Source organism: Vibrio sp. V23_P3S9T160 (genome assembly GCF_963886625.1).
Taxonomy (GTDB): Bacteria; Pseudomonadota; Gammaproteobacteria; order Enterobacterales; family Vibrionaceae; genus Vibrio; species Vibrio anguillarum.
Genome location: NZ_CAWPDB010000171.1, coordinates 1 through 24,896, shown reverse-complemented (window position 1 = coordinate 24,896; position 24,896 = coordinate 1). Strand labels below are relative to the sequence as shown.

Sequence of the window (24,896 nt, the reverse complement as noted above, 5' to 3'; positions counted from 1 at the left end):
CTTGATAATCGCCGCACTCTTTGGCCAGCAAGCCAAGAAAACAAATCAATGGAGGCTCTGGTCCTCCCGCAACACTAACTTGTGAACTCGGTCAGGCCCGGAAGGGAGCAGCCGCAGCAGGCGACGTGTGTGCCGGGATGTGGCTGGGGCCTCCACCCTTTTTGTCGCTGACAAACTTTATCCGTACACTCCCGATTTCTTCGTTTCAAAAGCTAATGCAATGATGTTTTATCATATTGCAATCTGAAACATACATTTTGTCCAAAGACATGCTGATTCATTTATAATCAATTATTATTGAAAGTTGATTTATTAATAACTATTGGTTTATGACTATGCTCAATCCTATTTGGTTAAACACTTTTAAAACATTAGTCGATATTGGGCACTTTACTAAAACGGCTGAGTTACTCCATATGACGCAACCTGGGGTAAGCCAGCACATAAATAAACTAGAAGCTGCCTGCGGTTATCCTTTGATAAAGAGATTTAACAAGAAATTTGAGTTAACAATCTATGGGCGGAAAGTTTACGATTATGCTGTCAAACACTTTGAAGAAGAGTTTGAGTTATTACAGAATCTAGCACACGACGAACCTTTCCGTGGTCGCTGTACTATAGGCTGTTCGGGGACTTTCGCGTGGCTGATTTATTCACAATTACTTTCTTTGCAAGTGAGCTATCCAGGCTTATCCATTGAGTTAGAAGCAACGCCCAACCATCGTATATTTGAGCAGATATTGCAGGGGAAACTGGATATAGGTCTAGTGACAAAAGAACCTAACCCTAAATATTTCGCGAGCCGTATTGTTGGTGCGGAGTGTCTTGCTCTTGTATTGCCACTGTCCGCAGACGAAAGCTTGCCTATAAATGACTTGTTAATAGAATTGGGAGTCGTTCGTCATCCAGATTTTGCTCACTACTTCCAAACATATGTCAATCAAGCGAATAATGATTTGCTTCGTCTAGTCGATTTGGAAGATGTTCCGACGCAAAGCTATATTAACCAAGTGCACCAAATATTAGTTCCTATAGCTAAAGGGATTGGTTTTACAGTAGTTCCTCGATGGTGCGTTAACTTGTTCGCGGATAAAGAGCAGCTAAAAATATTCAACATTACTGCAGATATACAAGAACCTGTTTACTTGGTTAGCAAACTTAACTCACCTCTTGCTAGGCGTTATGAGCAAGTCATTGATGTTATTGATCACTCTTTTAAGGTTGTTTGACTTGATTGAACCTCACATAAGCAGATGATATTGGCATTAAAGCTTCATAGCTGACCTTGCAATAGAAACCCAAAAGGGCTGGTTGTGCTACCTGCCCTTGAAATTTTATTAATACATCACAGATCGACTATTCGTAATCAGAGGCATAAGTTTCTTCGTATGAGTGCGAGTAAAGCTCAAATAGGTTACCAAATGGGTCTTCTAGATAAATCATTTTAGCGAGCTTGTTATCATCTTCTGGGTGGTAACGCATGATATCCATACGCGCTTTACCGCCATATTGTTCAATGCGCTTAATCGCGCCTTCAAAGTCGTCGGTTTGTAGACAGAAGTGGAAGATACCAAGGCGAGAGAAGTCTACTTCGTGACGCTCTTCGCGCTCTTTCATTTCAAACAATTCAACGCCAATACCATCAGTTGTTACTAGATGTGCAATATTGAAACCTTTGAAACCCTCACCAAAAACAGCAATACACATGCGGCCAATCGCTGACTCTCGCTCTTCAATAACTTGTGTATTATTCATAACGATTTTTAAACCTAAAGCTTGAGTGTAGAACTCAACAGCTTTATCCATATCGCCAACCATAATACCGACGTGATTCATTTTCATAATTCGCTCCTAATACCTTTGATTTTTTGGCTTCGTTTCGATAGATGGGAGTATATGGAGATTGATGAATTAAATAAAATTATCAGTAATTATAAAAATGATAAATTATAATTATAAGCGAAACGCAAGATGTCTTCGTGTTAGAACCAATACAAATGGCGATAGTAGAAAATGATAATTTTCCGTATCTAAGCCAATCCGTGACAGGCTAATTTAGAAAAATCGTTCCGTTCAGATTTGGCCACACATTTGCGAGTGAGCTAAGTGGTATCGGATATTCAACGGCGCCTCATCCATTGAGTTGAAGAAAAAATCTCTTATTAAGGGATTCTTAAGTTACGTCCGTTATTTTTGTTTACAGAGTAAGCAAAAAGGAAATGCCGATGAAAACCATACGCTCAGCATCTGATCTGCAATTGGACGTAATTGATCCTTCTCATCCTCGCTGGTTGGAAGCCATACACCTTGTGCGCGAGCGTTATCAGCAAGCGTTTGATGCACGCCTTATTACTTTTATGCCGGCTTATTTAGCTTTGCTTGATCATGACGAAATGAAATCCGTATGTGGTTTTCGCGTAGCGCAGCAAGAGCCTCTATTTCTCGAACAATACCTTGACCAACCTGCCGATGAAATTTTATCGCAGCGTTTTGATTGCCGAGTATCCCGAAGTGCTTTGATTGAATTTGGCCAACTGGCCTCTTTCGGTCGTGGTTTATCGGCACTGCACTTTACTTTGATCGCTCAACAGCTGGTTGATTTAGGGTATGAATGGTGCGTTTTTACAGCAACGGATCCACTGCATGCTTTGATGCGTCGATTTGGTTTACAACCGACATTGATCGCGAAAGCGTCAGCATCTTGCATTCCTAACGCCAACCAAATTTGGGGCAGTTATTACCAACACAGCCCTCGAATTTTAGCGGGAAATTTGGCGCAGGGGCTGGCGTTGCTCAACCGATTTCATTTAAACCAGAAACAAGCGTGAGGCCTTTGCTATGAACCGAATTTTATCGGCGCTTCATCAACATGCGCAGCAAAAGCCAGATAGCATTGCCTTCATTGGGCACAATGCCAAACAAGAAAAGATAGCGCTGAGCTATCAACAGCTCTTAGAGAAGGTGGAAGCCACAGCACGCACATTGTGCCAGTGGCAGGTTCAGCGTATTGCATTAAAAGCTGAAAATAGTTTGGATTGGGTGATCATCGACCTTGCGGCCATGCACGCAAAAATAGTGCTCGTTCCTGTACCTACTTTCTTTAGCAAGGCACAGGTTGAACACTTACTGTATGAATCAGGGGTTGATGTTTGCTTAGGTGATTGGCCAACGCTAGGTGAACCTTTCTCAACGCTCAGCCATCTACCTGCTTTTGTCTATTTGGCGAATCCATCAGCACAGGTGTTGCCTTTGACGCAAAAAATCACCTTTACGTCTGGGTCCACCGGAACGCCGAAAGGGGTGTGTTTGAGTGACGAAAACATGCAAGCGGTCACGCTGGCGATCGCAGAGAAAATGTCCGCGCAAGTTGAGCGTCACCTCGTGATGCTGCCTCTCTCAACCTTGTTGGAAAATATTACGGGTGTGTATGTTCCTTTGATTCTGGGTGTGACATCGACAGTTGTCTTTGGCAGCGAAGTAGGCTTGACCGGTTCTAGCCAGTTCTGTGGTGCAACGTTCGCACTTGCACTGCAACAGTTTCAGCCGTCAAGCTTGGTGTTAACGCCTGCGTTATTGCTGGCATTAATTGAAGTCGTCAAGCAGAGCCCAGCTCTTGCGCTGCCTTTACGCTGGGTTGCCGTGGGCGGGGCGCGAGTGGCTCCCCAATTAATTGACGCAGCTCGCCAGCTCGGCATTCCCGCTTTTGAAGGGTATGGTTTGTCTGAAAGTGCTTCGGTCGTGAGTATGAATACACCCCAACAAAATCAGCCGGGGTCGTGCGGACAGGTGCTGTCTCATCTTCAGGTTTCGCTGGCACAAGATGGCGAATTGTTAGTTAAAGGCAACACGGCTTTGGGGTATTTAGGTGAGCCGTTTAGCCACGAGTGGTTGTCAACTGGCGATATGGCCACAATCGATGATGAGGGTTTTTTAACCATCATCGGGCGTAAAAAGAACCTCATCATCACCAGTTTTGGGCGTAACGTGGCCCCTGAATGGATTGAATCTCAAGCATTGGCTTTGATTGCGCACCATCGATTTGTGGTGGTGGGCGACGGGCAGGCAGGCCTCACGGCCGTCAGTGACAGTCCTTTACCTGATCTCGTTACGCGCGTGCAACAGCTCAATAGCGTGTTGCCCGATTACGCACACATCACGCAGCTTTGGTTGGTGAGCGATATTCACTGCTGGCAAAAGTGGCTGACCGCTAATGGTCGCCCAAAACGCTTAGCTATTGAAAACGCACTGCAAGAGGCTCGCTTGGCGCGCCACACCACTAATCCACAGACGGTTTTTATCTCTATTCCTTCCTTCTATTCAATGGCTGAGGAGCTTTAAAATGAGCAAATTTTTCCATATTTTAAAAACACAAACTGAGCCAGCACAGCAGCAGATGTTGCAAGCTCCGGTATTTGATGCCTGCGCAAGAGGAGAGATCAGCCTAGAGATGTATATTCGTTTTCTCACTCAAGCTTATCACCATGTTAAACATACGGTGCCACTGCTGATGGCATGCGGCAGCCGCTTAGGCGATGAATATGAGTGGGTACGAACGGCGATTGCCGAGTACATCGATGAAGAAAAAGGCCACCAAGAGTGGATCTTGAACGATATTAAAGCGTGCGGTGGTGATGTGGACGCAGTGCGTCATAATGAGGGCGCTGGGCGCGTCAGCGCTTCCATCGAACTCATGGTGGCGTATCTTTATCACCAGATTGATCGCGCCAACCCATTGAGCTTATTTGGTATGGTGTGGGTACTTGAAGGAACCAGTGTGGGTGTCGGTGGGAATATCGCACGGTTAGTCAAACAGCGTTTGGAGCTTCCTGATGCGGCGATGACTTATCTCACTTCGCACAGTGAACTTGACCAAGGGCACATCCGTTTTTTTGAATCGTTAATGAACAACATTCAGTGTGTATCCGATCAAGCGGCCATCATCCGCTCTGCAAACATGGTGTTTGATCTGTATGGGCAGATGTTGCGAGAACTACCGCTTCCTTGCGAGTCAATGGTGCATGCAGGTTCGCAAGATTTAGCTTCGCAAGGTGTAAGGTCGCAATATGGATCTTAATCATCGACATGTTTTACTCACCGGCGCTTCCGGTGGTATCGGGCAACGCATCGCATTGCTGCTTGCTAAGCAAGGATCCAGTCTAGTTCTGGTGGCTCGTGATGGTCAAAAACTCGAGCAACTTCGGCAAACGCTACCCATGCCTGAGAAGCATCTGATTTTGAGTGCAGATTTAAGCACAGAGTCAGGAATAGAGCAGATCAACACCTTCATTCAGCGCTTTTTTATGGGCCAGAAACGAATCAGTGTGGTGATCAATAATGCGGGCATTAACCAGTTTCGCTTATTAGCCAGACGAACCGCAGTTTCAGTGCAGCAGGAGCTGCATTTGAATTTACTTGCTCCGATGCAACTGACTCAATCGGCGATACATTGGTTGAATAAACCGGGGATTATTTTAAATATTGGCTCAAGTTTAGGGGCTATTGGTTACCCGGGTTATGCCACGTACTGCGCGACCAAAGCAGGGTTGCACCGTTTTAGTGAAGCGATGCAGCGTGAGCTTGAGGGGACGGGTATCAAGGTACTTTACCTAGCGCCGCGAGCGACCAATACCGAGCTGAATAATGACACGGTGAACCAGTTCAACCAAGCCGTAGGCAACCACTGTGATGAGCCAGAGGTTGTTGCCCAACATGTGCTTAGTATGCTCGAAAGCGAATCAACAACTCGCTGGATTGGCTGGCCTGAAAAAGTGTTGGTGCGATTAAATCAACTATGGCCAGCAGTGATTTCGTCGGCAATTAAAAAGCAGCAAGCGACCATTCTTGCCTTTTTGAACCGTTAAAGCGTGATAATTCAAGGAGAACAACATATGAAAACTGTGTTTAAATGGGCCAGTGCATTGGTCATCTTTGCGGTAAGCACGACACCCGCTTTTGCGATCACTCCTTTAGCTCAGGTTCAATCTGATTGGGCCAAATGCCAATACAAAATGAAGTCGAGCGATGATCAAGAACGTTGTTTTGAGCGTGTCATTATGCGTAACACCTTAGAGATGCAATCAAGCAACAGCCCAGAACTCAAAGTGTGGCTTGCCATCAATAAATCCTCATTAGCGGGCGTAAAAGGTGGGTTGGGTGCGCTATCTTTAGTGAAAGAGGCGAAATTATTGTACGAAGAGGTTATCGATCAAGCGCCTAATACCTTAGATGGCTCGGCTTTCACGAGTTTAGGCACCTTATATTACAAAGTGCCCGGCTGGCCAGTGGCTTTTGGCGACGACGTTAAAGCGGAAGAGTTGCTGCAAAGAGCACTGCTGATTAACCCGACAGGAATTGATGCCAACTATTTTTACGGTGATTTTCTTGCCGAGCAAGGCAGAACCGATGAAGCAAGAAAGTACCTGTTACAAGCACAACAAGCACCAGCAAGGCCACAAAGAGCGATTGCCGATGCTGGGCGTCAGCAAGAAATTGCCCTTTTGTTGGAGAATTTAAAATAACGTATGCGTTTATTATTAGTCGAAGATGACAAACAACTGGGCGAGTCAATGCAGGTGGCGTTGACTCGCCAAGGTTATACGGTGGATTGGCTAGAAAAAGGTGGCGGCGTGGCGTGTGCGCTCAAAACTGAACAGTTTTCGGCGGTGATCTTGGATTTAACCTTACCGGATATGGATGGTCTTGAGGTGTTGCGTGGCATTAGAAACGCCGGTTATTCGCTGCCTGTGATGATCCTAACGGCGCGTGATGATATTAGCGATCGCGTCAAAGGGTTAGATGGAGGAGCCGATGAATACATAGGTAAACCCTTTGCGCTAGAAGAGCTACTGGCACGTTTACGGCTTATCATTCGTCGCAGCTCGGGCAGCGCCGAGGCTCTGATTTCGATTGGTGATCTGAGCCTCTCTCTTTCCAAACAGGAGATTGAATATCGTCAGCAACCCCTTAAACTGACGCGCAATGAATATAAAATTCTCGCCAGTTTGATCACTCAAGCAGGGCGAGTGATGAGCAAAGAGCTATTGCAACAAGCGCTTCATGGCTGGGACGAAGGCAGCAGTGACAACGCTATCGAAGTTCACATTCATAACTTGCGTAAAAAAATGCCAGAAAATGTCATCAAAAATATCCGTGGTGTGGGGTATATGATTGAAAAATAAAAAAATCTTTTCGATTAAACGTCGTTTAACACAGTCGGCGGTATGGTTAAGCGGTGGCTTACTGCTCATTTCTCTTTATTTCAGTTTTTCTACTGCTCAACATGAAGTTGAGGAGGTGTACGATGCGCGCTTAGGTCAATCGGCAAAATTACTGTTGATGGCGACTTCTGTCTCTATAAAAGAAGGAGACAATGCCGATCTTCATCAACAGTTTGATCAGTGGATGCAAAGCATTGAACGTCTTTCGCAAGCCAACAAGGAGATGGCAACGCAGTATGGTCACCCTTATGAGCGGTACATTCTGTTTCAGTTTTATCGAGATGGTCAGTTGATGTACAGCTCCGATAGCCAGCAACCCGCTTTTAGCAGCAATGCCAGCAATAATGGATTTGGCAGCGTCACCATTGATGGCCAAACATGGCGCTATTTTCAGTTGTCGCAACCTCATCCTGATCACGGTTCGGAATACATTCTCGTTGCGGAAAAACAGAGTATTCGTGATGAAATGGTCAATGAAATTGCACTGTCGACCGCGTTGCCGCAATTGATCCTGATCCCATGCGTTATTTTGGTGCTGGTGATGCTTATTGGACGAAGTTTCAAACCACTGCAAGAGCTAAAATCGGCGATTGCCATTCGCAGTGTCCACAAGTTGGATCGCATTTACGTTACAGAACAAACCACCGAACTTTCACCATTAGTAGAGACACTCAACCAACTGTTGGCTCAATTAGAATTGGCTTGGCAGCGAGAGAAGCGCTTTACGCGTATGGCTGCTCATGAACTTAAAACGCCACTGACGGTATTGAGATTAAATGCCGAAAACGCCATGCTCAGCCAGAATGAGCAGCAACTGAAATATGATCTGGACATGATTCTTAAGGGTATTGAGCGTACTGACCGCCTTATTCATCAGTTGTTGATGTTAGCCAAAGTCGAAAGCACTATGGAATTGTCATCACAAACGGTCGATCTCTCAGTCTCTATTAAGCAAGTTATCGCAGACCTTGCGCCGTTAGCGTTAAAGCACGACCAACAATTGAGCTTTGAAGGGCAGAGTTTGTCGGTTCAAGGCGACGAGCTATTACTCGGCGTGTTGTTTAAAAACTTAATCGATAATGCGATGCGCTATTCTGGCGTACACAGCCACATTGATATTACGTTGCATGGCGATGATCAGTTTATTCAAGTGAATGTGACTGATAGCGGCCCCAACATCACGAACGAAGCCCGAGAAAAAATATTTGATAACTTTTATCGAGCTAACAGTGAAAAAGGCGATGGGGCAGGGCTTGGAATGTCGATTTGCCGTGATATCGCCGCGCTGCATAATGCCACTGTCGAGTTGCTGCCGAGACACAACGACAGCAACATCTTCAGGGTTTGTTTTCATCTAAGTTAACGGGTCTCTTCTGTTTTTATCCATACTCTTTAGCGGCATGGCGCAAAAATATCTTGCGCTTTCTCGTATGCATTGGTTGATATATCCATAATGCCAAGTAAAGAGTGAAAGAGATTACTGTGAGCATAGGGCTGAGTGGCTGTTTGACGTAAACAGGTTTTATTCACGCCTTTCGTACGGGCGAATCCGTCAGATAACCAGACTAAAAGCGGTACTTGAGTTTGATCATCGGGTGCTAGGCTGTACGGCATGCCATGTAAGAACAGTCCATTTTCTCCCAGCGATTCCCCATGGTCGGAGACATAAATCAATGCGGTGTTGTATTGCGCTTGCAGTGATTTTAGCTTTTCAATCAGCTGCGCCAAAACAAAATCTGTATAACGAATAGTGTTGTCGTAAGTATTCACTATCTGCTCAACGCTGCAATTTTCAATATCCGCTCTTGGGTAATCAGGTTGATATTTAGCCATGTCTTTAGGATAGCGCTTAAAGTAGGTTGGTCCGTGACTTCCAATGATGTGCATGAAAATCATTCGGTTACCAGTTTGGTTGGCAATTTCTTCATCTAAATTGTCTAGCATTGTGATGTCATAACAAGTACTGCCGTCACATCGGCCTTCTCGCGCAGTTTTATCCAACTCTTTCTGCGGAATATTTTTCGCGACGCCTTTATCGCCTCCATCATTCTCTTTCCATAAGAGGTCGACGCTTGCGCGCTGCAAAATATCGAGGACGTTGTCTTGGTTATCCGCTTTGGTACGATCAAAATTATCACGATTCATATTGGAAAATAAACAAGGTACAGAGACCGCTGTCGCAGTACCACAAGAGGCGACATCACTGAAAAATATAGGCTGATAAGGCGCGGTATAAGCATTGGTATCACGTGTGTAGCCATAGTATTGGTAATTTTGTGCGCGAGCCGTTTCTCCTAGCACAAATAAGACTAAGGTTGGTTTTTCTGCATCACGGCTATGGGTAATTTTCGGTTGCTGCTGCGCATCAGCGCCGATAATTTGATACACCACGGGCTCGGTAAAATAGCGATCTTTCACAAGACCATAAGCGCTATAGACAAAGTGAGTGGGGATGATCATTTTCTTGAGGTAACTATTGTTGCGTCCAACCGACGAATAGTTCTGATAATACAGCGCCGCAATAATGACGATGCCGAGTAAAGAGAGCAATATTGATAGCGCTTTATAGCCTAAAAAGCGGGAAATGGATTTTTCTACTTTAAGTGGCGAAAGCAGTAATAGAGCAGCAGGGAGGATGCCCAACGCTGAGATCCAGACAATGGAATAGAGACTGACATAAGAGCCTGCCTCACTGCTATTGGTTTCAACGACATTGAGCAACATGTCTCGGTCGACAATCGTGCCGTAATTGTAACTCGCATAACTCACCACAGCAGAAAGGATGAGTAAGACCGCAAAAAAAGGTTTTAGAAAATAAGGCCACGAAAACAGTTGGAAAATAAGGTTCAGCGCCAAAAAGAAAAAAATCGGTATTGAGAACGCAAACCCCCAATTGAACTGCTCAGTAGCCGAAAAAATCTGTGCCAATTTGGCATAAATAGGGATGTTGAGTACCAAGCTGAAATAGAGAGCAAGCAACAAGGTAATACTTGCGTATGAGAAGCGAGGATTTTTCATTGTGGGTTCCATAACATACCGTGTGATGAGAAGACGTTATGGAACTTATAAAGATCTTTTCTTAATAAAGGCTTAAGAAATTCAATCGTTAGAATGAGATGAGTTTTTGGTAGTTACTTATCTTAGTACCTTGCGCACCTTGCCGAATGCTAAAAGTGATGGCGTAAATACTATTGCCGTTCGTCTTTAGGAGAGTCCATGACCACCATGGTGGTGATCGATTTCACCGTTAAGCACTCACCAAGCACATCGGCGTGAAAACGTTTATAGGCGCTGAGATCTTTGGTTTCGACGCGCAGCAAATATTCGTTCATCCCGGTAATATTGTGGCATTCGACCACCTCCTTGGCGTAGCGCACATGTTCTTCGAAACTGAGCTGCGCTTTTTTCGTGTGGCTGTTTAAGCCAATTGCCACATAAGCGACAAACCCGACATCAAGTTGGGTTTTATTTAAGACCGCTCGATAGCCTTTAATGATCTGCTTACGCTCGAGATCCTGCACGCGGCGCAACGTGGCGGAGGGCGATAAGCCGATGCGTTCAGCCAGTTCTACATTCGCGACTCGGCCATCAAGTTGTAGCTCTTGCAATATTCTCTCGTCAAATCTGTCCATGGCTTATTTTTATTGCTCAATATTGGTGGTATTGACCAATATAAGCACAATATTGCCAGCCGATACCATTATTATTTGTTCATCATTATTAAATAGAGAAAGAAGATGGATTACACACAATGGTGGCCACTGGTGGCTTTTGCTTTTGTTTCGACCTTTTCACCGGGTCCAAACAACATCATGCTGATGACATCTGGTGCGAATGTGGGCTTTATGCGCACTATTCCGCATATGCTTGGTGTAACGTTTGGTTTTAGCATTATGGTGCTGTTGGTTGGTGTTGGGTTAACGGGTTTATTCCATCGTTATCCTATGTTGCAACAAGGCTTGCAAATTGCCTGCACCATTTATTTGGTCTATTTGGCGATAAAAATTGCGCTGAGTAATCCTTCGCAGGGAGAGAAGCAGTATCAACCGATGTCATTTGTTTCGGCTGTACTGTTTCAATGGGTCAACCCCAAAGGTTGGTCGATGGCGCTGACTGCGGTGAGTGTATTTAACCAAAGTGCGAGCTGGGCGCAGCTAATGCTGATTTCATTGGTGTTTGCTTTGGTGAACATTCCGTCGGTCAGTGTTTGGACTGCGGCGGGTAAACAGTTGAGCCACTGGATGAATCACCCAAGTTATGTCCGCTGGTTTAACGGCGCGATGGGCGCGTTGCTGCTACTGTCCGTTGTTCCTATGCTGTAGAGATTCGGTGAGACGTTGCTGTGTGGGAGCATTATCAACGCAGCAAAATAAAGTGGGTACTGAGCGACCCACTTTGTTTCTCTAGTTTGCTTGATATTAACCGTTCGCTATATTGCCCATAAAATTAACGCCAATATTTGCGGTGAGAGTATGCGTAGGCACATTACTAGCGGATAGACAGTGGCGTATGCTAACGCAGAAGCGCCGCTGCTTTCGTGCAGCGCATTTGCAAAAGCAAGAGCGGGTGGATCGGTCATCGAGCCTGCTAGCATGCCACAGATGGTGAGATAGTTAATATGGCCTAAAACACGAGCCAGTATTCCGACAGTGATCAATGGAATACCCGTGATTAACATGCCGTAGCCCATCCAACTGACGCCATCGCCTTGCACTAAGGTTTCAACAAAATTACCCCCAGATTTTAACCCGACTACGGCTAAAAACAGCACAATACCAATTTCTCGTAGAGCAAGGTTCGCGCTGGGCGGCATAAACCAATACATTTTGCCAATGCTGCCGATACGCGCCAAAACCAGTGCGACAATCAGCGGTCCTCCAGCTAAGCCGAGCTTAATGGCGGCGGGGAATCCCGGTAGATAAAACGGAATAGATCCGAGTAATACCCCAAGTCCAATCCCAACGAAGACTGGTAGCATCTGCACATGCTGTAATTTTTGGTGCGCGTTGCCGACCATGCCACTTACCGCTTCAATCGCTTCTTGACGCCCGACTAAATTGAGAATGTCGCCAAACTGTAAGGTAGATTGGCTGGTTGGGATAAGCTCAACCCCGGCACGGTTTAAACGCGAAACGACGACGTCGTATTTCTCTTTTAAATCCAGATCGCGCAGCTTTTTACCAAGCACAATCTCGTTGGTGACGACTAAGCGCTGTACTCGCAGCTCAGTGCCGCGTGTCGAAAGTGATGCATCGACCTCTTCGCCAATCACCAAGCGTGCTTTTTCTAACGCTTTTTTATCGCCGACCAGATGAAGCAAATCATTCACTTCAACTCGTGAATCGGGTTTGGGTACTGAAAGGTGTTCACCACGTTTGAGGCGCGAGCACACAATATCGCCATCACTGAGCGCGGGAATGTCTTTTAAGAGCAGGCCATTTAAGTTGGGGTTTTTAATCGCAACGTTGATGGTGTGTAAGCTCTCTTTTTTGTGGCCGTTGTGGATCTCAAAGTCTTCGGCTTCGGCGTCAACACTGACACGAAAGGCAATTCTGAGCAGCCACATGGTAAGCAAAATACCGCATATGCCAAAGGGGTAAGCAATCGCATAACCCATACCCGTCAGGTCAAGCATGTTCTCTTGGCCACCTAACTCAGTCAGGATTTGTTGCCCTGCGCCTAATGATGGCGTATTGGTGACTGCACCGGAGAATACACCAAGAATAACGGGTAAAGGCACATCAAACAGATAGTAAAGCGCGACCGTCACCACACAGCCCAGCAACACAATCAGTGCGGCAAAGGCGTTGAGTTTTAGTCCTGAGCTTCGAAGTGAAGAGAAAAAACCGGGTCCGACTTGTATACCAATGGTGTACACAAATAGGATAAGGCCGAACTCTTGAATAAAATGCAACGTATTGTAGTCAAGAACCACACCCCACATTCCTGTAAAGTGACCGACGAGAATGCCGCCAAACAGCACCCCGCCGATCCCTAAACCAACACCGTAGACGCGCCAATTCCCTATCCACAAACCCAGCACAGCTACCAGCGAGAGAATGCTGATAGAAAGTGCAATGTCACTCATGATGAGTCTCCTGAACAATTTAAAAACGGCTGGTGGGCAAGCTTAATGAACGGCAGGGGTAGGCGTAAGAACTCGGTTAGTGGTTATGTCTACAGCTGGAGGGTTCAAATACGGCATTGAGAAGTCACCTAGTGAAATGAACTCTCGATGTCGTTTTGTGGTTGCCCTGAACTTATGACCAGTAATACTGTAATGAACTACAAATGTTAACTATAGGTATGCAAATTTGTGCACCGGAACGAATATTAAATTTCTCAGATAACTAATTGTTAGATAAGAGTTAAATTTATCCATTTCCTGTGCGTTGCTCACCACTATTTTTATCGAGAAAATAGCCCATACCGCGTTTAGTTTTAATCAGTGCTGATGAGAAAGGGTCATCAATTTTTTTGCGTAGACGACGCATATACACATCGACTACGTTGGTTAGGGGATCTTGATGGAGGCCCCAAACATTAGCAAGAATCCGTTCTCGGCTAAAAATATGACCAGGTTTATGCATCAATAGCTCTAATATTGAGAGTTCTTTGGCGGTTAACTCAATGGCTTGCCCTGCCCGTGTTACGGTCATGGTTGATAAGCAGAGCGTTAAGTCTGCAATGTGCAGAGTGGGCATTGGCGCAGAGTCAGAATGTCGACGTTGCAGCGCATCTAGGCGAGCCAGTAACTCTTCAAAATGAAAAGGTTTTGCCAGATAATCATCCGCACCAATGCGTAGGCCCCGAACCCGTTCTTCAACTTCGCCCAGTGCAGAAAGCATCAAAATGCGCACATCAATACCGGCTTCACGTATTTGCTGACAAAGAGTTAATCCATCGGTGTGCGGAAGCATTCGATCTAAAATTAAAAGATCGGGCTCGCCGCTTATGAGTGTTTCAAGTGCGTATTGCCCATCATTTAGTCGCTGAATGTGGTGACCTTCTGCTTTGAGCCCTCGCTCAATAAAGTTGGCAATTCTGGCATCATCTTCAATTAAAAGAATTCTCATGATTCTTCCTCTTCCAGTTCAAAGGTAAGTGTAACGGTTGTGCCTTGAGCCAATTGGCTTTGGAATGCGATGGTTCCGCGTTGCTGTTGCACAATGTTATAAGCCAGCGTTAAACCAATCCCTAAGCCATCAGGGCGATAGCGTTTGCCGTTTTCGGACCGAAAATAGCGTTGGAAAATCTGTGCGAGGTCCTCTTGGTCAATGCCAATACCGTGATCTTGTAATTGAAGATGAAATTGCTTGGGCTCAACTAGCAGAGTGAGCGTAATAGGCTGGTGATGTGGATCATAGCGCAATGCATTATCGACGATAATTCGCACGGTCATCAGTAGCTTATCTAAATCAGTATGAAAGATCCGAGCTTGCCAGTTTGCCTGTTGTGGATGAAGACATTCAAGTTGCACTTGATGCGCGTGAGTTAAAAGGGTGGCCTGTCTCGTCACCGATTGCCATAGGTTCTCTAAGGTGATGGGGCTAAGAGCCGGTTGGAACAGCTTTTCATCTTGACGGATAAGCAGCAATAAATCGTCGATCCGGTAGGAAAGGTGGGTTGCCGATTCATTGATACGCTGTAGCGTTTGTCGATACTCTTCATCACTATTTTGACGACTGCGAAGGGTAATTTGCGCTTCTCCTAAAATGGCCGTTGCGGGAGTACGCAATTCATGGCTGACGTTCGCAAAAAACTCTTTCTGCTGGCGTTTAGCTTGCTCCAATGTTTCGAGTGCATTGGCGAGTTCTTGGGTGCGTGCAGTAACTTCTCGCTCAATGAGTTGACGCGAAGCGATCTCTTTTTGCTGCGCATTTTCAAGGCTTTGTGCCATGTAATTAAAATGCTGCGCTAGGGTTCTGAGCTCACTTGGCCCGCTGACCGATACTCGATGGTTAAGATGGCCTTGTTCTAAAGCTGAAGTGCTTTTTAGCAGTTCCGCTAACGGTTTGGATAAGGTGCGCAGTAACCAGCCTCCGAGTAGCAAGCCAAAGACTACCCCTAGTAATGATAAGGTTACAATGACATTTTCTACATCAGATAATGATTTCATCGCTGCGGCTTCATAGCGTGCAGTACGTTGTTTCTGTAGAGAAATAGCTTGATTCAGCAGCTGGCGTAGGTCGGTATTATCCACTTTATCAAAGGTGTCACTGAGTAAAAGCCAGCGATCATTATTGTCTGTGATTTTTGCGATTTCCCAGGATCGAAGCGCTGTTTTTAATCGTCCAAAGTTAGTTTCAAAGAGAGAAATGACTTTGATTTGCTGAGTGATCTCGGCAAAGTCTTGGTTGGTGATACCGTGTTGTTGTGCTTGCTCGGTTAGCAAATAGAGCTCGCTGAGCAAATCTTCAATCTTTGAAAAGCGCATGTCTCGTTTGAGCGTGCTGCCATCTTTCGTCAATAAATACTCGGCAAGCCAAATTTTCAACTGCTGTTTTTCCGTGCTCAACTGCATAAAGCTTTGCAAGATTTGATTGGAGATCTGTCCGCGCTGAATGTGCTCATTAGCGACGTTATTTGACCATAAAGCGGTGCCAGCTTGGGCTAAGATTAGGGTGAGTAACAGAGCCAGTACGAGAGATAATTGATAACGAAACATAATGATCGCCGCATAAATTCAATAGATGAGCAGAGTAAGCGATCCGTTGGTATTGGGTAAAGAATATTCATCTGAAGTTAATCTAAGCGCATGCTTTAGGTTCATCGAGAGGCTGTAAATTACTCCCATCAACCACATTACTCCCATCAACTAGATAATTAGATAAGGTCTTCATCATGCAACGTACACATAAAAGAATTTCTATTTCAGCATTATTACTCTGCGGGTTGTTACCGCTGTCCGCTCAGGCTTCTGACTTATTGGTTAATAACAATATTAGCCATCAAGAGGTGCTTGATGCCCAGCAAGCTTGGGGAGAAGCGTTAATCAAGATAAGCCAGACTTATGAGCAAAAAGGTCATGCTGAAGCGAAGAAGTTGGCAAAGCAAGTATTAGACCAAGCGTATGGCTATCAACAAGGTGCGGTGCTTTTCAAACCTACGCTTGCCAGTGGGGAGCAAACCTTTCGTACAGAAGCGGACGGAGCACTATCGTATTTTGTCGGCAGTGATAAGCAATACCCACAAGATTCTGGCTTTGCACTAAAAGGTTGGAAGGAGTATAGCTTTGATAACGCAGCAGTCTACATCAACGGCGATGTGGCCTTAACCATGGGGCACGTTAAGCTCATCGACAATAAAGGAAAGAAAACCGTGGTGGATAAAAGCTGGGCATTTAAGAAAGATGAACAGGGCCAACTGCGAATTGTTCTGCACCATTCATCACTGCCTTTTCAACCTTAATTGAGGGGAAAACTTTTAGATGTGGGTGATGGTAATACACCCACATCGCAGACCTTTCTGTTGTGCCAGTTAAACGCCAGCACGCTTGAGTAGGCCAGCCATCAGTGGCGAGCTTGAACGAACCTGTTTTGATTTGTTCTGTAATGTTTTAGCCAGCGTTGGGTTATTGATGCTTTTGGCAATGTAGGCCATTGAATGATAGAAATCTCCTGCGGATTTCATTTTATTGGCGTCATTTAATGGTGCTAACAGTTGCACCATGGTTGTGCCACTCATCGCTTGTTGGGTGGCGTACTCTTGTACTGCATCGAGTAGAAGATCGAGATCGACCATCGCCTCGGCACTTTCCACACCATGTTTTTTCATCTCTTTGCGGTTACGTTTACGCATTTGCTTAATGACAAAGGCCGGTTTGTTGAGCTTTTTAAAAGCAAAGTAACCAAGAACGACTGCAAGCACGACACCGCCCGCCACATAACCCCAAATAGAACCGGAAGATTCAACAACAGGCTTTAGGGTTTCAACGGTATATTCAACGGTAGTGGGTGTATCAGACATTATTATTTCCTTAGAATGCAGCTTCAAAATCAGAAGCTATTAATTAATCTGGCAGGGGGAAAAGCGCCTTGCGATGAATCAAAGATCCATGAAAAGGAGAGCTTCTGCCTCACATTACTCTCTTTTTGGGGTGAGGAGGCAAGAAAGCAAGCCCATTTTAGGGATTATTAATGAGTTTGTTGATAATTGTGCGAGTTGGTCACACAAATTATGCGATTGCCTCTGTGTGTATGAGCTTAGCGAGGTGATATAAAGATTGAAATGCACAGCCGTCATGAGGTTTAATGTTACGGTAACATTCAGTTGGAAAACAGAATAAAAATGAGCAGTATGCAACGTAAAACTAGGCCTACCCTGCAAGATATCGCAGACCGCGTGGGTGTGACGAAAATGACCGTTTCCCGTTTTCTACGCGACCCCAATTCGGTCGCATTGGCAACCCAAGAAAAAATTGCCGCAGTGATTGAAGAATTAGGTTATATACAAAATCGCGCCCCGGCGATGTTGTCGAAATCGTCAAGTAAGGCGATTGGTATTCTTCTGCCTTCCTTGTCAAACCAAGTGTTTGCCAATTTAGTTCAAGGGATTGAGTCGGTAACCAAAGCAAGAGGTTACGATACACTTATTGCCCACTTTGGTTATAACGTGCAAGAAGAGGAGGAGAAAATTGCCTCGTTGCTGTCGTATCAAGTCGATGGTCTTATTTTGACCGAAACGCACCACTCCGAACGTACCATCCAAATGCTAAAAGCGGCGGGTGTGCCAGTGGTTGAAACGATGGAGCTGCCAGACAAGCCGATCAATATGGCTGTGGGGTTGGATCACGAACAGGCCTCGTATCATGTGGTGACGCAGATGATTGATAGTGGCAAACAGCATATTGCCTATCTCGGTGCGCGTCTTGATACTCGAACGCAGTTGCGGATGAATGGCTATGATCGTGCAATGCAAGATGCAGGCTTAACCGCAGTTCATATCCTAACTCAAGAGCATTCAAGTTTTACTCTCGGCGGTGATTTACTCGAACAAGCCTTAGAAGAGAGGCCAGAGATCAACGGCATCTTCTGTACTAATGATGACATTGCAATTGGTGCCATGATGAAGTGTGCACATCGAGGGCTGAAGATTCCTCAAGATATTGCAATCGTGGGGTATAACGCGCTCGATATAGGTCAAGCGATTTCGCCAAAGCTAACCAGCGTAGAAACGCCTCGGTTTGAGATTGGCAAGAAAAGCGCTGAGCTATTATTGTCCGCACTGGCTGGTGAAGTGATTGAGCAGAAAGTGTTCGACTTAGGCTTTAGTGTCACCGATGGCGAGAGCCTGTAGTCAGCTTGTTATTCAGCCATTGAAGTGGTTGGGTTTTTCACTTCAATGGCTACATTAAGCTCATGTTGTATCAATTAGGGTAGAGGAACGAAGCCCCTTGATTGGCGGCAGAGACATTATCTCGGCACACTTTAAACAGATCGCGCCCCCAAGTTTGCTGTGTGAGTTCAGTATCACAAGTGGCGATATCGCGGCCTTCGGTTGGCGTTAAGTTCTCTAATCGGCCTGTCACCGCATCGACGCGGATCCTATCTCCCTCTTCAATAAGCGCAATTGCGCCGCCTCTTAATGCTTCCGGTGAGACGTGAATAGCCGCAGGAATTTTACCAGAAGCGCCGGACAAACGACCATCGGTCACTAACGCAACCTGATAGCCCGCTTTTTGTAAGTTGCCTAAAATCGGCATTAACTTATGCAGCTCAGGCATGCCATTGGCTGCTGGCCCATTGAAGCGGACTACAACCACGCAATCTTGATTGAGCTCGCCGCGTTGATACGCCTGCTCAACCTGATGTTGGCAAGCGAACACTTTGGCGGGCGCTTCAACAATGCGATGTTGCTCAGCCACGGCAGAGACTTTGATCACCGCTTGCCCAAGGTTACCCGATAACACTTTAATACCACCAGAGCGCTGAAATACCTTATCAGGCAGGGCGATTACTGAGGGGTTTTTAGTTTGAGTACAGGCTTGCCATTCTAATGTATGGCCCACTAATTGCGGTGATTTTAGCTGATCTGCAAATTCACCAAACACGGGTTTTACGTCGCTGTGAAGTAACTGCGCTTGATGCAGACGCGTCATCAACATGGGTACGCCGCCTGCGAGCTCAAATTCATTGATATCCGCCGAACCATTGGGGTAAACATTCACCACAAGAGGAACGACGTCAGACAGATCACTGATATCTTGCCAAGTCAGCACAATACCCGCCGCGCGAGCAACAGCCAGTAAATGAATGGTATGGTTTGAACTGCCACCAGAGGCGAGCAGAGCCACCAAGCCGTTGACCACACTTTTTTCGGTCACCACCTCATAAAGTGGACGGAAATGCGCCGTGCCATCGCTCATGGCGGCAAGGCGGATTGCGGCATGTTGCGTCAATGCATGGCGCAGTGGGGAAAAGGGAGCGACAAACGCTGACCCTGCCAGCATTAAACCCATCGCCTCAAACACTAATTGGTTGGTATTGGCGGTGCCGTAGAAAGTGCAAGTGCCCGGGGAGTGATACGAAGCGCACTCCATATTCAGCAGCGCGCTATCATCAACCAAACCTGCCGCGTGTTTTTGGCGAACATCGACCTTCTCATCATTAGTAATGCCAGTGGACATTGGCCCTGCGGGAATAAAAGCCGTTGGTAGGTGCGCAAACGCCAGCGCGCCCATCAGTTGCCCGGGCGCAATTTTGTCGCAAATACCGAGCAGTAATGTGCCATCAAACATATTGTGGCTGAGTGAAAATGCCGTGGCTTGTGCAATCAAATCGCGTGAGAACAACGACATATCCATGCCCGCTTGGCCTTGCGTTACGCCATCACACATCGCAGGAACGCCGCCAGCAACTTGTGCCGTGTGGCCAAATGGGGCGAGCACTTTTTTGATTTGCTCAGGGTAATCTTTATACACTTGGTGCGCGCTAAGCATGTCGTTGTATGCTGTGATAATGGCTAAGTTAGAACGCGTTAAATCGAGAATGTGCGCTTTTTCTTGAGAGCAAGAGGCGGCGACGGCGTGAGCCAAATTACCACAAGAGAGTGATGCTTTACCCTTGCCACTGTGCTGCTGTGCCTTGGCGCGGTTGAGAAACTCATCACGCAAAGTACGGCTACGCTGAATAATTCGTTCGGTGACGGCTGTGATGGTTGGGTTTAAGGCTGTACTCATGCTGACACCTTTTGACCATCTAAAGTGAGCTCGCGCAATGCCACTAGGGCGCGCTCTACAACCTCATCAATATCCGTATCGATATCAACGATAGCGACTTTCACTTCGTTGTCGGGGCGCTCTAACGTATTGAACTGGCTTTCCACCATGTTCGCTTTCATAAAGTGGCCTTTACGCGCTTGCATGCGCTTCATGATTAAATCAAAACTGCCATCGAGAAAGAGAAAGGTCACATTTTGGTTACCGTCACGGATTTGATCGCGGTAGGTTTTTTTCAACGCAGAGCAAACAATCACGCCGTGCTCATTTTTACTCTCTAAGCTAAAAGCCGCGTCACGGATGCGCTCTAACCAAGGTTTGCGATCGTCATCATTTAGCGGCTCTCCGCCTGCCATTTTGAGAATATTGGCTTTTGGATGAAGGTCGTCACCGTCGATGAATTTCGCCCCTAATTTCTGGGCCAGTTTCGCGCCTACAGTGCTTTTTCCGCAGGCGCATACGCCCATTACAATAATGCTACTACCAGTCATACGGACTCCTTGAGTGGTATTCTGAGCTGGATCTCATTTTTTAAATTCACTTGGAAATATGACTTTATCTTATCCATGTTATCGGTAACATGTTACCCGTAACTTAGAGATTTGTGAACTGAAACACAAACAAAACAATACGTGATATAAGGTGAAGAACATGGAATTGATGACTCAAAGCAGTAACCCTGCTTACCTATTAGCAATCGCGGGATGTGCGATTGCAGCACTACTGATTTTAATCATGAAGTTGAAGATACACGCCTTCGCTTCATTAACCTTAGTCAGCCTTGGCACTGCAATTGCCACCGGCGTTGCGGCGGAAAAAGTGGTCCCAACCATGATGTCTGGTTTTGGTGGAACCCTAGCGTCCGTTGCTTTGCTGGTCGGCTTAGGTGCGATGATTGGCAAAATTTTAGAAGTGACGGGCGGTGCTAAAGTGCTGGCCGATACCTTGATAGGCCGCTTTGGTGAAGAAAAAGCGCCGTTTGCACTGGGTATTGCTTCATTATTGTTTGGTTTTCCCATCTTCTTTGATGCGGGATTGATCGTGATGATGCCGATCATTTTTAGCGTAGCGAAGCGCTTTGGTGGCTCACCATTGAAATACGCGCTGCCTTCAGCTGGTGCTTTTGCCGTGATGCATGCCTTTGTGCCGCCTCATCCTGGGCCAGTTGCGGCTTCAGATCTTTTAGGTGCTGATCTTGGTCTGCTGCTGATTGTTGGTATCTTGGTCGCGATTCCTACTTGGTATTTTGGCGCTTACCTCTTTGGCCTGTATGCGGGTAAGAAATTTGATATTCCACTCTCCAAAGCGTTTTTTAATACCGAGCAAATTATTGATGAAAATAAATTGCCAAAATTTGCCACGGTATTAGCGATTTTAGTGATGCCAGTGCTGCTCATTTTTATGGATACAGGTCTTAATACCCTTGCGGTAGCAGGCGTGATTGACGGTAAAGCGCCATTGGTTGAATTCTTACGCATGTTGGGTAAAACCCCTGTGGCACTGTTGCTGACTCTGCTAACTTGTTTACTGGTGTTTGCCAAAGATTTTGGAATGAACAAGCTGGAAAAACTGTGCAGTGACTCGTTAGCGCCTATCTGTGCGGTAATTCTTGTGACGGGTGCGGGCGGCATGTTTGGTGGTGTGTTGCGCGCCAGTGGCATTGGCCAAGCATTGGCTGACGTGTTATCCGATGCCGGCATGCCTATCATAGTCGCGGCGTTTGTTATCGCAACTTGCTTACGTGTAGCGCAAGGCTCTGCCACCGTGGCATTAACCACCACCGCCGCTTTGATTGCGCCGATTGTGGCACAAACCACGGGTTTGAGTGAGTTGGATTTATGTTTTATCGTGATTGCGATTGCTGGTGGTGCAACGGTACTATCTCACTTTAATGACTCAGGCTTCTGGCTGGTTTCTCGCTTGATGGAAATGGATGAGAAAACCACACTCAAAACTTGGACTGTGATGGAAACACTGCTTGGTAGCATCGCGTTTGTGATTGTCGCTGTCCTAAGCTTCTTATTATAAAAAGCGTTTTACTATAAGGTTATGAAATGAAAACTCTTGAACAACGATTGAAAGAAATCAAAATCGTCCCTGTGATTGCGATTAATGATGCTAGCCAAGCGGTCCCTTTGGCCAAAGTATTGGTTGAAAATGGGTTGCCATGCGCGGAAGTGACCTTTAGAACAGAAGCGGCTGCAGAATCGATTCGTTTGATGCGCGCCGCCTACCCAGAGATGCTGATTGGCGCAGGGACAGTACTGACCACGGCGCAAGTAGACCAAGCCATTGAAGCGGGCGTGGACTTTGTAGTCAGCCCCGGTTTTAACCCAAACACGGTGAGATATTGTCAGCAACGTCATGTGGCAATTGTTCCGGGTGTCAACAACCCAAGTTTGGTTGAGCAAGCGATGGAAATGGGTTTGCGCACATTGAAATTCTTCCCAGCCGAGCCTTCAGGTGGCGTGGCAATGCTCAAAGCATTGACGGCCGTTTATCCGGTCAATTTCATGCCAACAGGTGGCGTTAGCCCAAGTAACGTTCAAGATTATTTGTCGATTAAATCTGTAGTGGCGTGTGGCGGTACGTGGATGGTACCGACAAATCTGATGGATAAAGGTGATTGGCAGGGAATTGCGGAATTGGTGAAAGCGCTATAACCCTTTCTATTTTCTTTAAGAGCAACGGCTTGCTTCGGTAGGCCGTCTTTTTATTCCGTGCGCACCTCCGACCATTAACGATAAAAATAATCGAGAGTAACGCGCGATCAAAAATCTCGTTACAATCGTTCTCCTACTCATTTCACGATAAGCCAAGCTATGTACGCAAACCGACGCGCAGAATTAATTTTAGTTATCACAACGTTATTGGCCGCTGCGGGCTGGGTGTTTTCCAAACAAGCCATTCAAGGCCTACCGCCTTTTGGCTTTATTGGCGTGCGCTTTCTTTTAGCGTCGCTGTGCCTACTGCCATTTTGTCTTAAAGCGCTGCGCCAAGCCTCACTGCACGATTGTTTAAAATCGATGGGTGTGGGCGTGTTGCTAGGTGGCTCGATTTTTTGCTGGATCCACGCGATTTCCATTAGCGACACGCTAGGCGAGGGGGCATTCATCATGAGTCTCTCTATGCTGTTTGTTCCGTTATTAGCATGGCCGCTGTTTGGCACTAAACCGGTGCGCGCATTTTGGTTGTCGCTACCCATTGCGCTGATTGGGCTCTTTTTACTGTCGTGGAATGGGGAGTGGGTCGTCGCGACCAGCCAGCTGTGGTTTATTGCTGCGGCCTTTAGCTTGGCATTGCATTTTAACTTTAACAGTCGTTTTTCGGCTAATCTACCGCCGATGTTGCTCACCACATTACAACTGTTTGTCGGCGGCTGCCTTGGGGTATTACTCTCTTTACTGTTTGAGTCATGGCCAGATCAAATAAGTTTGATGACATGGAAGTGGCTTGCTCTGAGCGTATTACTCGCCACCAGTTTGCGGTATTTGATGCAAACCGTAGGTCAAAAGCACGCCAACCCCACCAATGCGGCCATATTAATGCTGCTTGAGCCAATCTGGACACTGGTTCTGAGCGTGCTGATTTATGATGAATCGATGCCAGCGAATAAGATTTTCGGCTGCGGCTTGCTGCTCTGTTCGCTTCTCTTCTATCGAATGGGCCATTTTCGTCATCGTTAAAAGAGCCAAAGCGTGAAGCGAAATTAAGTTGCTAGAGAGCTCTAAGAAGTATTGAGTTTCTTTGCCTTTTAGAGGGAGGGAACTGATTTTGCGCTCGTAGATAGCGCGGGGAACATGATGAGTGATTCGGTTGATAAATGATGTTTGAACAGAAGTAGTTAGATCTTAAACCTTACAAGATACTGCTATCGATGAATTTTCAGATAAATGCCTTTTCTCTCAATGTGTTGATTCAGAAAGGCCAACTACGTAGACGATAAAAAGGTAAATACAAGGTTATTAAAATATTAAAACTATTACTTGCAAGCATCATTCCCTTAACTACACTTGACTTTGCTCATAACATCAAAATTAATTGACAGATGATGATTAAAAATCATCCATTTATGAGTATAACTTTTTTCATAGTTGATACTTGATTTAGTGTGGAAATAAAAATGATTAGGGATATCAAAATAACTGCCCGAACAACCATTTCATTTGGTTTACTAGGATTTATATGTTTATTGCTTGGCCTTTTTTCGATAGCACAACTTTCTAAATTGAATGACGTTACAGATGAATTAGCCCTACAAAGAATGCCAGCAATTGTTACTGCTGAAAAAATGCGGCGCATGGTTCTACTTTCACAAATTTCTATAGCAGAATTATCTGACGCCAAATCGGCCGAGCAGCAGCTAAATGTCAAAAACACGATTAATAGTTTAACAAAAGAATATAATAAGAATGAAGCCGATATTAGCCTAATAGTTAAAAGTCAAACCGCTCAAACGC

24 protein-coding genes and 1 other RNA gene are annotated in these 24,896 nt (G+C 45.8%); 16 read left to right on the top strand and 9 right to left on the bottom strand.

Annotation, left to right across the window (positions count from 1 at the left end; genetic code table 11):
- The first annotated feature begins 55 nt into the window (after nt 1–55).
- An RNA gene (ffs, locus tag AACU59_RS16180) (signal recognition particle sRNA small type) lies at nt 56–152 on the top strand.
- Between the two features lie 177 nt (nt 153–329).
- The gene (locus AACU59_RS16175; RefSeq protein ID WP_161437731.1) at nt 330–1,229 is read left to right on the top strand and encodes a LysR family transcriptional regulator; all 900 of its coding nucleotides are present in this window, start codon (nt 330–332) and stop codon (nt 1,227–1,229) included.
- 127 nt (nt 1,230–1,356) lie between these two features.
- Here the strand turns inward: AACU59_RS16175 and AACU59_RS16170 are convergent, their stop codons facing one another.
- Complete coding sequence (locus AACU59_RS16170) at nt 1,357–1,842, bottom strand: VOC family protein (RefSeq protein ID WP_013856448.1); 486 nt, start codon at nt 1,840–1,842, stop codon at nt 1,357–1,359.
- Nucleotides 1,843–2,219: 377 nt separating this feature from the next.
- Here AACU59_RS16170 and AACU59_RS16165 point away from each other — a divergent pair, with 377 nt between their 5' ends.
- The 7 genes from AACU59_RS16165 to AACU59_RS16135 are packed head-to-tail and all read left to right on the top strand — an operon-like array spanning nt 2,220 to nt 8,580.
- Entirely contained in the window at nt 2,220–2,828 is a 609-nt protein-coding gene (locus tag AACU59_RS16165) for a thermostable hemolysin (protein ID WP_094145477.1), read from the top strand.
- A 10-nt stretch (nt 2,829–2,838) separates the two neighbouring features.
- Nucleotides 2,839–4,338 carry an AMP-binding protein gene (locus AACU59_RS16160; protein ID WP_081245310.1) on the top strand — a complete coding sequence of 500 codons (1,500 nt, stop codon included), beginning with the start codon at nt 2,839–2,841 and terminating at the stop codon, nt 4,336–4,338.
- A 1-nt stretch (nt 4,339) separates the two neighbouring features.
- Nucleotides 4,340–5,074 (top strand): TenA family transcriptional regulator, encoded by a 735-nt coding sequence (locus tag AACU59_RS16155; protein WP_094145478.1) that lies wholly within the window; start codon nt 4,340–4,342, stop codon nt 5,072–5,074.
- Nucleotides 5,064–5,861 (top strand): SDR family oxidoreductase, encoded by a 798-nt coding sequence (locus AACU59_RS16150; RefSeq protein WP_094145479.1) that lies wholly within the window; start codon nt 5,064–5,066, stop codon nt 5,859–5,861. The genes AACU59_RS16155 and AACU59_RS16150 overlap by 11 nt, the downstream gene beginning before the upstream one ends.
- A 27-nt stretch (nt 5,862–5,888) precedes the next feature.
- Nucleotides 5,889–6,518, top strand: coding sequence for a tetratricopeptide repeat protein (locus AACU59_RS16145; protein WP_176212345.1), 630 nt, complete (start codon nt 5,889–5,891; stop codon nt 6,516–6,518).
- 3 nt (nt 6,519–6,521) lie between these two features.
- The gene (locus AACU59_RS16140) at nt 6,522–7,178 is read left to right on the top strand and encodes a response regulator (protein WP_013856454.1); all 657 of its coding nucleotides are present in this window, start codon (nt 6,522–6,524) and stop codon (nt 7,176–7,178) included.
- On the top strand, nt 7,168–8,580 hold the full coding sequence (locus AACU59_RS16135; protein ID WP_094145480.1) for a sensor histidine kinase: 1,413 nt from the start codon (nt 7,168–7,170) through the stop codon (nt 8,578–8,580). The genes AACU59_RS16140 and AACU59_RS16135 overlap by 11 nt, the downstream gene beginning before the upstream one ends.
- Before the next feature lie 29 nt (nt 8,581–8,609).
- Here the strand turns inward: AACU59_RS16135 and AACU59_RS16130 are convergent, their stop codons facing one another.
- A complete protein-coding gene (locus AACU59_RS16130; protein ID WP_094145481.1) occupies nt 8,610–10,247 on the bottom strand; it encodes a phosphoethanolamine transferase in 1,638 nt (545 codons plus the stop codon).
- 158 nt (nt 10,248–10,405) lie between these two features.
- A complete protein-coding gene (locus AACU59_RS16125; RefSeq protein WP_094125280.1) occupies nt 10,406–10,849 on the bottom strand; it encodes an Lrp/AsnC family transcriptional regulator in 444 nt (147 codons plus the stop codon).
- 105 nt (nt 10,850–10,954) lie between these two features.
- Here AACU59_RS16125 and AACU59_RS16120 point away from each other — a divergent pair, with 105 nt between their 5' ends.
- Nucleotides 10,955–11,539: a LysE family translocator gene (locus AACU59_RS16120; protein WP_013856459.1), complete on the top strand. Its 585-nt coding sequence runs from the start codon at nt 10,955–10,957 to the stop codon at nt 11,537–11,539.
- Nucleotides 11,540–11,646: 107 nt separating this feature from the next.
- Here the strand turns inward: AACU59_RS16120 and AACU59_RS16115 are convergent, their stop codons facing one another.
- The 3 genes from AACU59_RS16115 to AACU59_RS16105 form a co-directional block, all read right to left on the bottom strand.
- A complete protein-coding gene (locus tag AACU59_RS16115) occupies nt 11,647–13,305 on the bottom strand; it encodes a putative transporter (protein ID WP_094125281.1) in 1,659 nt (552 codons plus the stop codon).
- Between the two features lie 286 nt (nt 13,306–13,591).
- Nucleotides 13,592–14,293 carry a response regulator transcription factor gene (locus AACU59_RS16110; protein WP_094143215.1) on the bottom strand — a complete coding sequence of 234 codons (702 nt, stop codon included), beginning with the start codon at nt 14,291–14,293 and terminating at the stop codon, nt 13,592–13,594.
- The gene (locus AACU59_RS16105) at nt 14,290–15,885 is read right to left on the bottom strand and encodes a sensor histidine kinase (RefSeq protein ID WP_094145482.1); all 1,596 of its coding nucleotides are present in this window, start codon (nt 15,883–15,885) and stop codon (nt 14,290–14,292) included. The genes AACU59_RS16110 and AACU59_RS16105 overlap by 4 nt, the downstream gene beginning before the upstream one ends.
- A 176-nt stretch (nt 15,886–16,061) precedes the next feature.
- Here AACU59_RS16105 and AACU59_RS16100 point away from each other — a divergent pair, with 176 nt between their 5' ends.
- On the top strand, nt 16,062–16,628 hold the full coding sequence (locus AACU59_RS16100) for a phosphoribosyl-AMP cyclohydrolase (protein WP_094145483.1): 567 nt from the start codon (nt 16,062–16,064) through the stop codon (nt 16,626–16,628).
- Nucleotides 16,629–16,697: 69 nt separating this feature from the next.
- Here the strand turns inward: AACU59_RS16100 and AACU59_RS16095 are convergent, their stop codons facing one another.
- Complete coding sequence (locus AACU59_RS16095; RefSeq protein WP_010319103.1) at nt 16,698–17,186, bottom strand: hypothetical protein; 489 nt, start codon at nt 17,184–17,186, stop codon at nt 16,698–16,700.
- Nucleotides 17,187–17,507: 321 nt separating this feature from the next.
- On the opposite strand from AACU59_RS16095, the gene AACU59_RS16090 reads away from it, so the two are divergent.
- Complete coding sequence (locus tag AACU59_RS16090; RefSeq protein WP_026027817.1) at nt 17,508–18,515, top strand: substrate-binding domain-containing protein; 1,008 nt, start codon at nt 17,508–17,510, stop codon at nt 18,513–18,515.
- Nucleotides 18,516–18,585: 70 nt separating this feature from the next.
- On the opposite strand, the gene edd is transcribed toward AACU59_RS16090, so the two are convergent.
- A complete protein-coding gene (gene edd, locus AACU59_RS16085; protein ID WP_094145484.1) occupies nt 18,586–20,397 on the bottom strand; it encodes a phosphogluconate dehydratase in 1,812 nt (603 codons plus the stop codon).
- Nucleotides 20,394–20,927 carry a gluconokinase gene (locus AACU59_RS16080; protein ID WP_013856467.1) on the bottom strand — a complete coding sequence of 178 codons (534 nt, stop codon included), beginning with the start codon at nt 20,925–20,927 and terminating at the stop codon, nt 20,394–20,396. The genes edd and AACU59_RS16080 overlap by 4 nt, the downstream gene beginning before the upstream one ends.
- Before the next feature lie 160 nt (nt 20,928–21,087).
- Between AACU59_RS16080 and AACU59_RS16075 the strand changes: the two genes are divergently transcribed.
- The 4 genes from AACU59_RS16075 to AACU59_RS16060 all read left to right on the top strand — a co-directional run.
- Nucleotides 21,088–22,464 (top strand): GntP family permease, encoded by a 1,377-nt coding sequence (locus tag AACU59_RS16075; protein ID WP_161437730.1) that lies wholly within the window; start codon nt 21,088–21,090, stop codon nt 22,462–22,464.
- Nucleotides 22,465–22,490: 26 nt separating this feature from the next.
- Nucleotides 22,491–23,099, top strand: coding sequence for a bifunctional 4-hydroxy-2-oxoglutarate aldolase/2-dehydro-3-deoxy-phosphogluconate aldolase (locus tag AACU59_RS16070; RefSeq protein WP_094145134.1), 609 nt, complete (start codon nt 22,491–22,493; stop codon nt 23,097–23,099).
- Between the two features lie 159 nt (nt 23,100–23,258).
- A complete protein-coding gene (locus AACU59_RS16065; protein ID WP_094145135.1) occupies nt 23,259–24,122 on the top strand; it encodes a DMT family transporter in 864 nt (287 codons plus the stop codon).
- 437 nt (nt 24,123–24,559) lie between these two features.
- Nucleotides 24,560–24,896, top strand: a 337-nt coding sequence (locus tag AACU59_RS16060; RefSeq protein ID WP_237666622.1) for an MCP four helix bundle domain-containing protein, incomplete at its 3' end; no start/stop codon positions are given.

What these genes read in the sequence shown, in the direction of transcription:
- AACU59_RS16175 (WP_161437731.1), top strand. Translation starts at nt 330, where the DNA reads ATGACTATGCTCAATCCTATTTGGTTAAACACTTTTAAAACATTAGTC.
- AACU59_RS16170 (WP_013856448.1), bottom strand. Translation starts at nt 1,842, where the DNA reads ATGAAAATGAATCACGTCGGTATTATGGTTGGCGATATGGATAAAGCT.
- AACU59_RS16165 (WP_094145477.1), top strand. Translation starts at nt 2,220, where the DNA reads ATGCCGATGAAAACCATACGCTCAGCATCTGATCTGCAATTGGACGTA.
- AACU59_RS16160 (WP_081245310.1), top strand. Translation starts at nt 2,839, where the DNA reads ATGAACCGAATTTTATCGGCGCTTCATCAACATGCGCAGCAAAAGCCA.
- AACU59_RS16155 (WP_094145478.1), top strand. Translation starts at nt 4,340, where the DNA reads ATGAGCAAATTTTTCCATATTTTAAAAACACAAACTGAGCCAGCACAG.
- AACU59_RS16150 (WP_094145479.1), top strand. Translation starts at nt 5,064, where the DNA reads ATGGATCTTAATCATCGACATGTTTTACTCACCGGCGCTTCCGGTGGT.
- AACU59_RS16145 (WP_176212345.1), top strand. Translation starts at nt 5,889, where the DNA reads ATGAAAACTGTGTTTAAATGGGCCAGTGCATTGGTCATCTTTGCGGTA.
- AACU59_RS16140 (WP_013856454.1), top strand. Translation starts at nt 6,522, where the DNA reads ATGCGTTTATTATTAGTCGAAGATGACAAACAACTGGGCGAGTCAATG.
- AACU59_RS16130 (WP_094145481.1), bottom strand. Translation starts at nt 10,247, where the DNA reads ATGGAACCCACAATGAAAAATCCTCGCTTCTCATACGCAAGTATTACC.
- AACU59_RS16125 (WP_094125280.1), bottom strand. Translation starts at nt 10,849, where the DNA reads ATGGACAGATTTGACGAGAGAATATTGCAAGAGCTACAACTTGATGGC.
- AACU59_RS16120 (WP_013856459.1), top strand. Translation starts at nt 10,955, where the DNA reads ATGGATTACACACAATGGTGGCCACTGGTGGCTTTTGCTTTTGTTTCG.
- AACU59_RS16115 (WP_094125281.1), bottom strand. Translation starts at nt 13,305, where the DNA reads ATGAGTGACATTGCACTTTCTATCAGCATTCTCTCGCTGGTAGCTGTG.
- AACU59_RS16110 (WP_094143215.1), bottom strand. Translation starts at nt 14,293, where the DNA reads ATGAGAATTCTTTTAATTGAAGATGATGCCAGAATTGCCAACTTTATT.
- AACU59_RS16105 (WP_094145482.1), bottom strand. Translation starts at nt 15,885, where the DNA reads ATGTTTCGTTATCAATTATCTCTCGTACTGGCTCTGTTACTCACCCTA.
- AACU59_RS16100 (WP_094145483.1), top strand. Translation starts at nt 16,062, where the DNA reads ATGCAACGTACACATAAAAGAATTTCTATTTCAGCATTATTACTCTGC.
- AACU59_RS16095 (WP_010319103.1), bottom strand. Translation starts at nt 17,186, where the DNA reads ATGTCTGATACACCCACTACCGTTGAATATACCGTTGAAACCCTAAAG.
- AACU59_RS16090 (WP_026027817.1), top strand. Translation starts at nt 17,508, where the DNA reads ATGAGCAGTATGCAACGTAAAACTAGGCCTACCCTGCAAGATATCGCA.
- edd (WP_094145484.1), bottom strand. Translation starts at nt 20,397, where the DNA reads ATGAGTACAGCCTTAAACCCAACCATCACAGCCGTCACCGAACGAATT.
- AACU59_RS16080 (WP_013856467.1), bottom strand. Translation starts at nt 20,927, where the DNA reads ATGACTGGTAGTAGCATTATTGTAATGGGCGTATGCGCCTGCGGAAAA.
- AACU59_RS16075 (WP_161437730.1), top strand. Translation starts at nt 21,088, where the DNA reads ATGGAATTGATGACTCAAAGCAGTAACCCTGCTTACCTATTAGCAATC.
- AACU59_RS16070 (WP_094145134.1), top strand. Translation starts at nt 22,491, where the DNA reads ATGAAAACTCTTGAACAACGATTGAAAGAAATCAAAATCGTCCCTGTG.
- AACU59_RS16065 (WP_094145135.1), top strand. Translation starts at nt 23,259, where the DNA reads ATGTACGCAAACCGACGCGCAGAATTAATTTTAGTTATCACAACGTTA.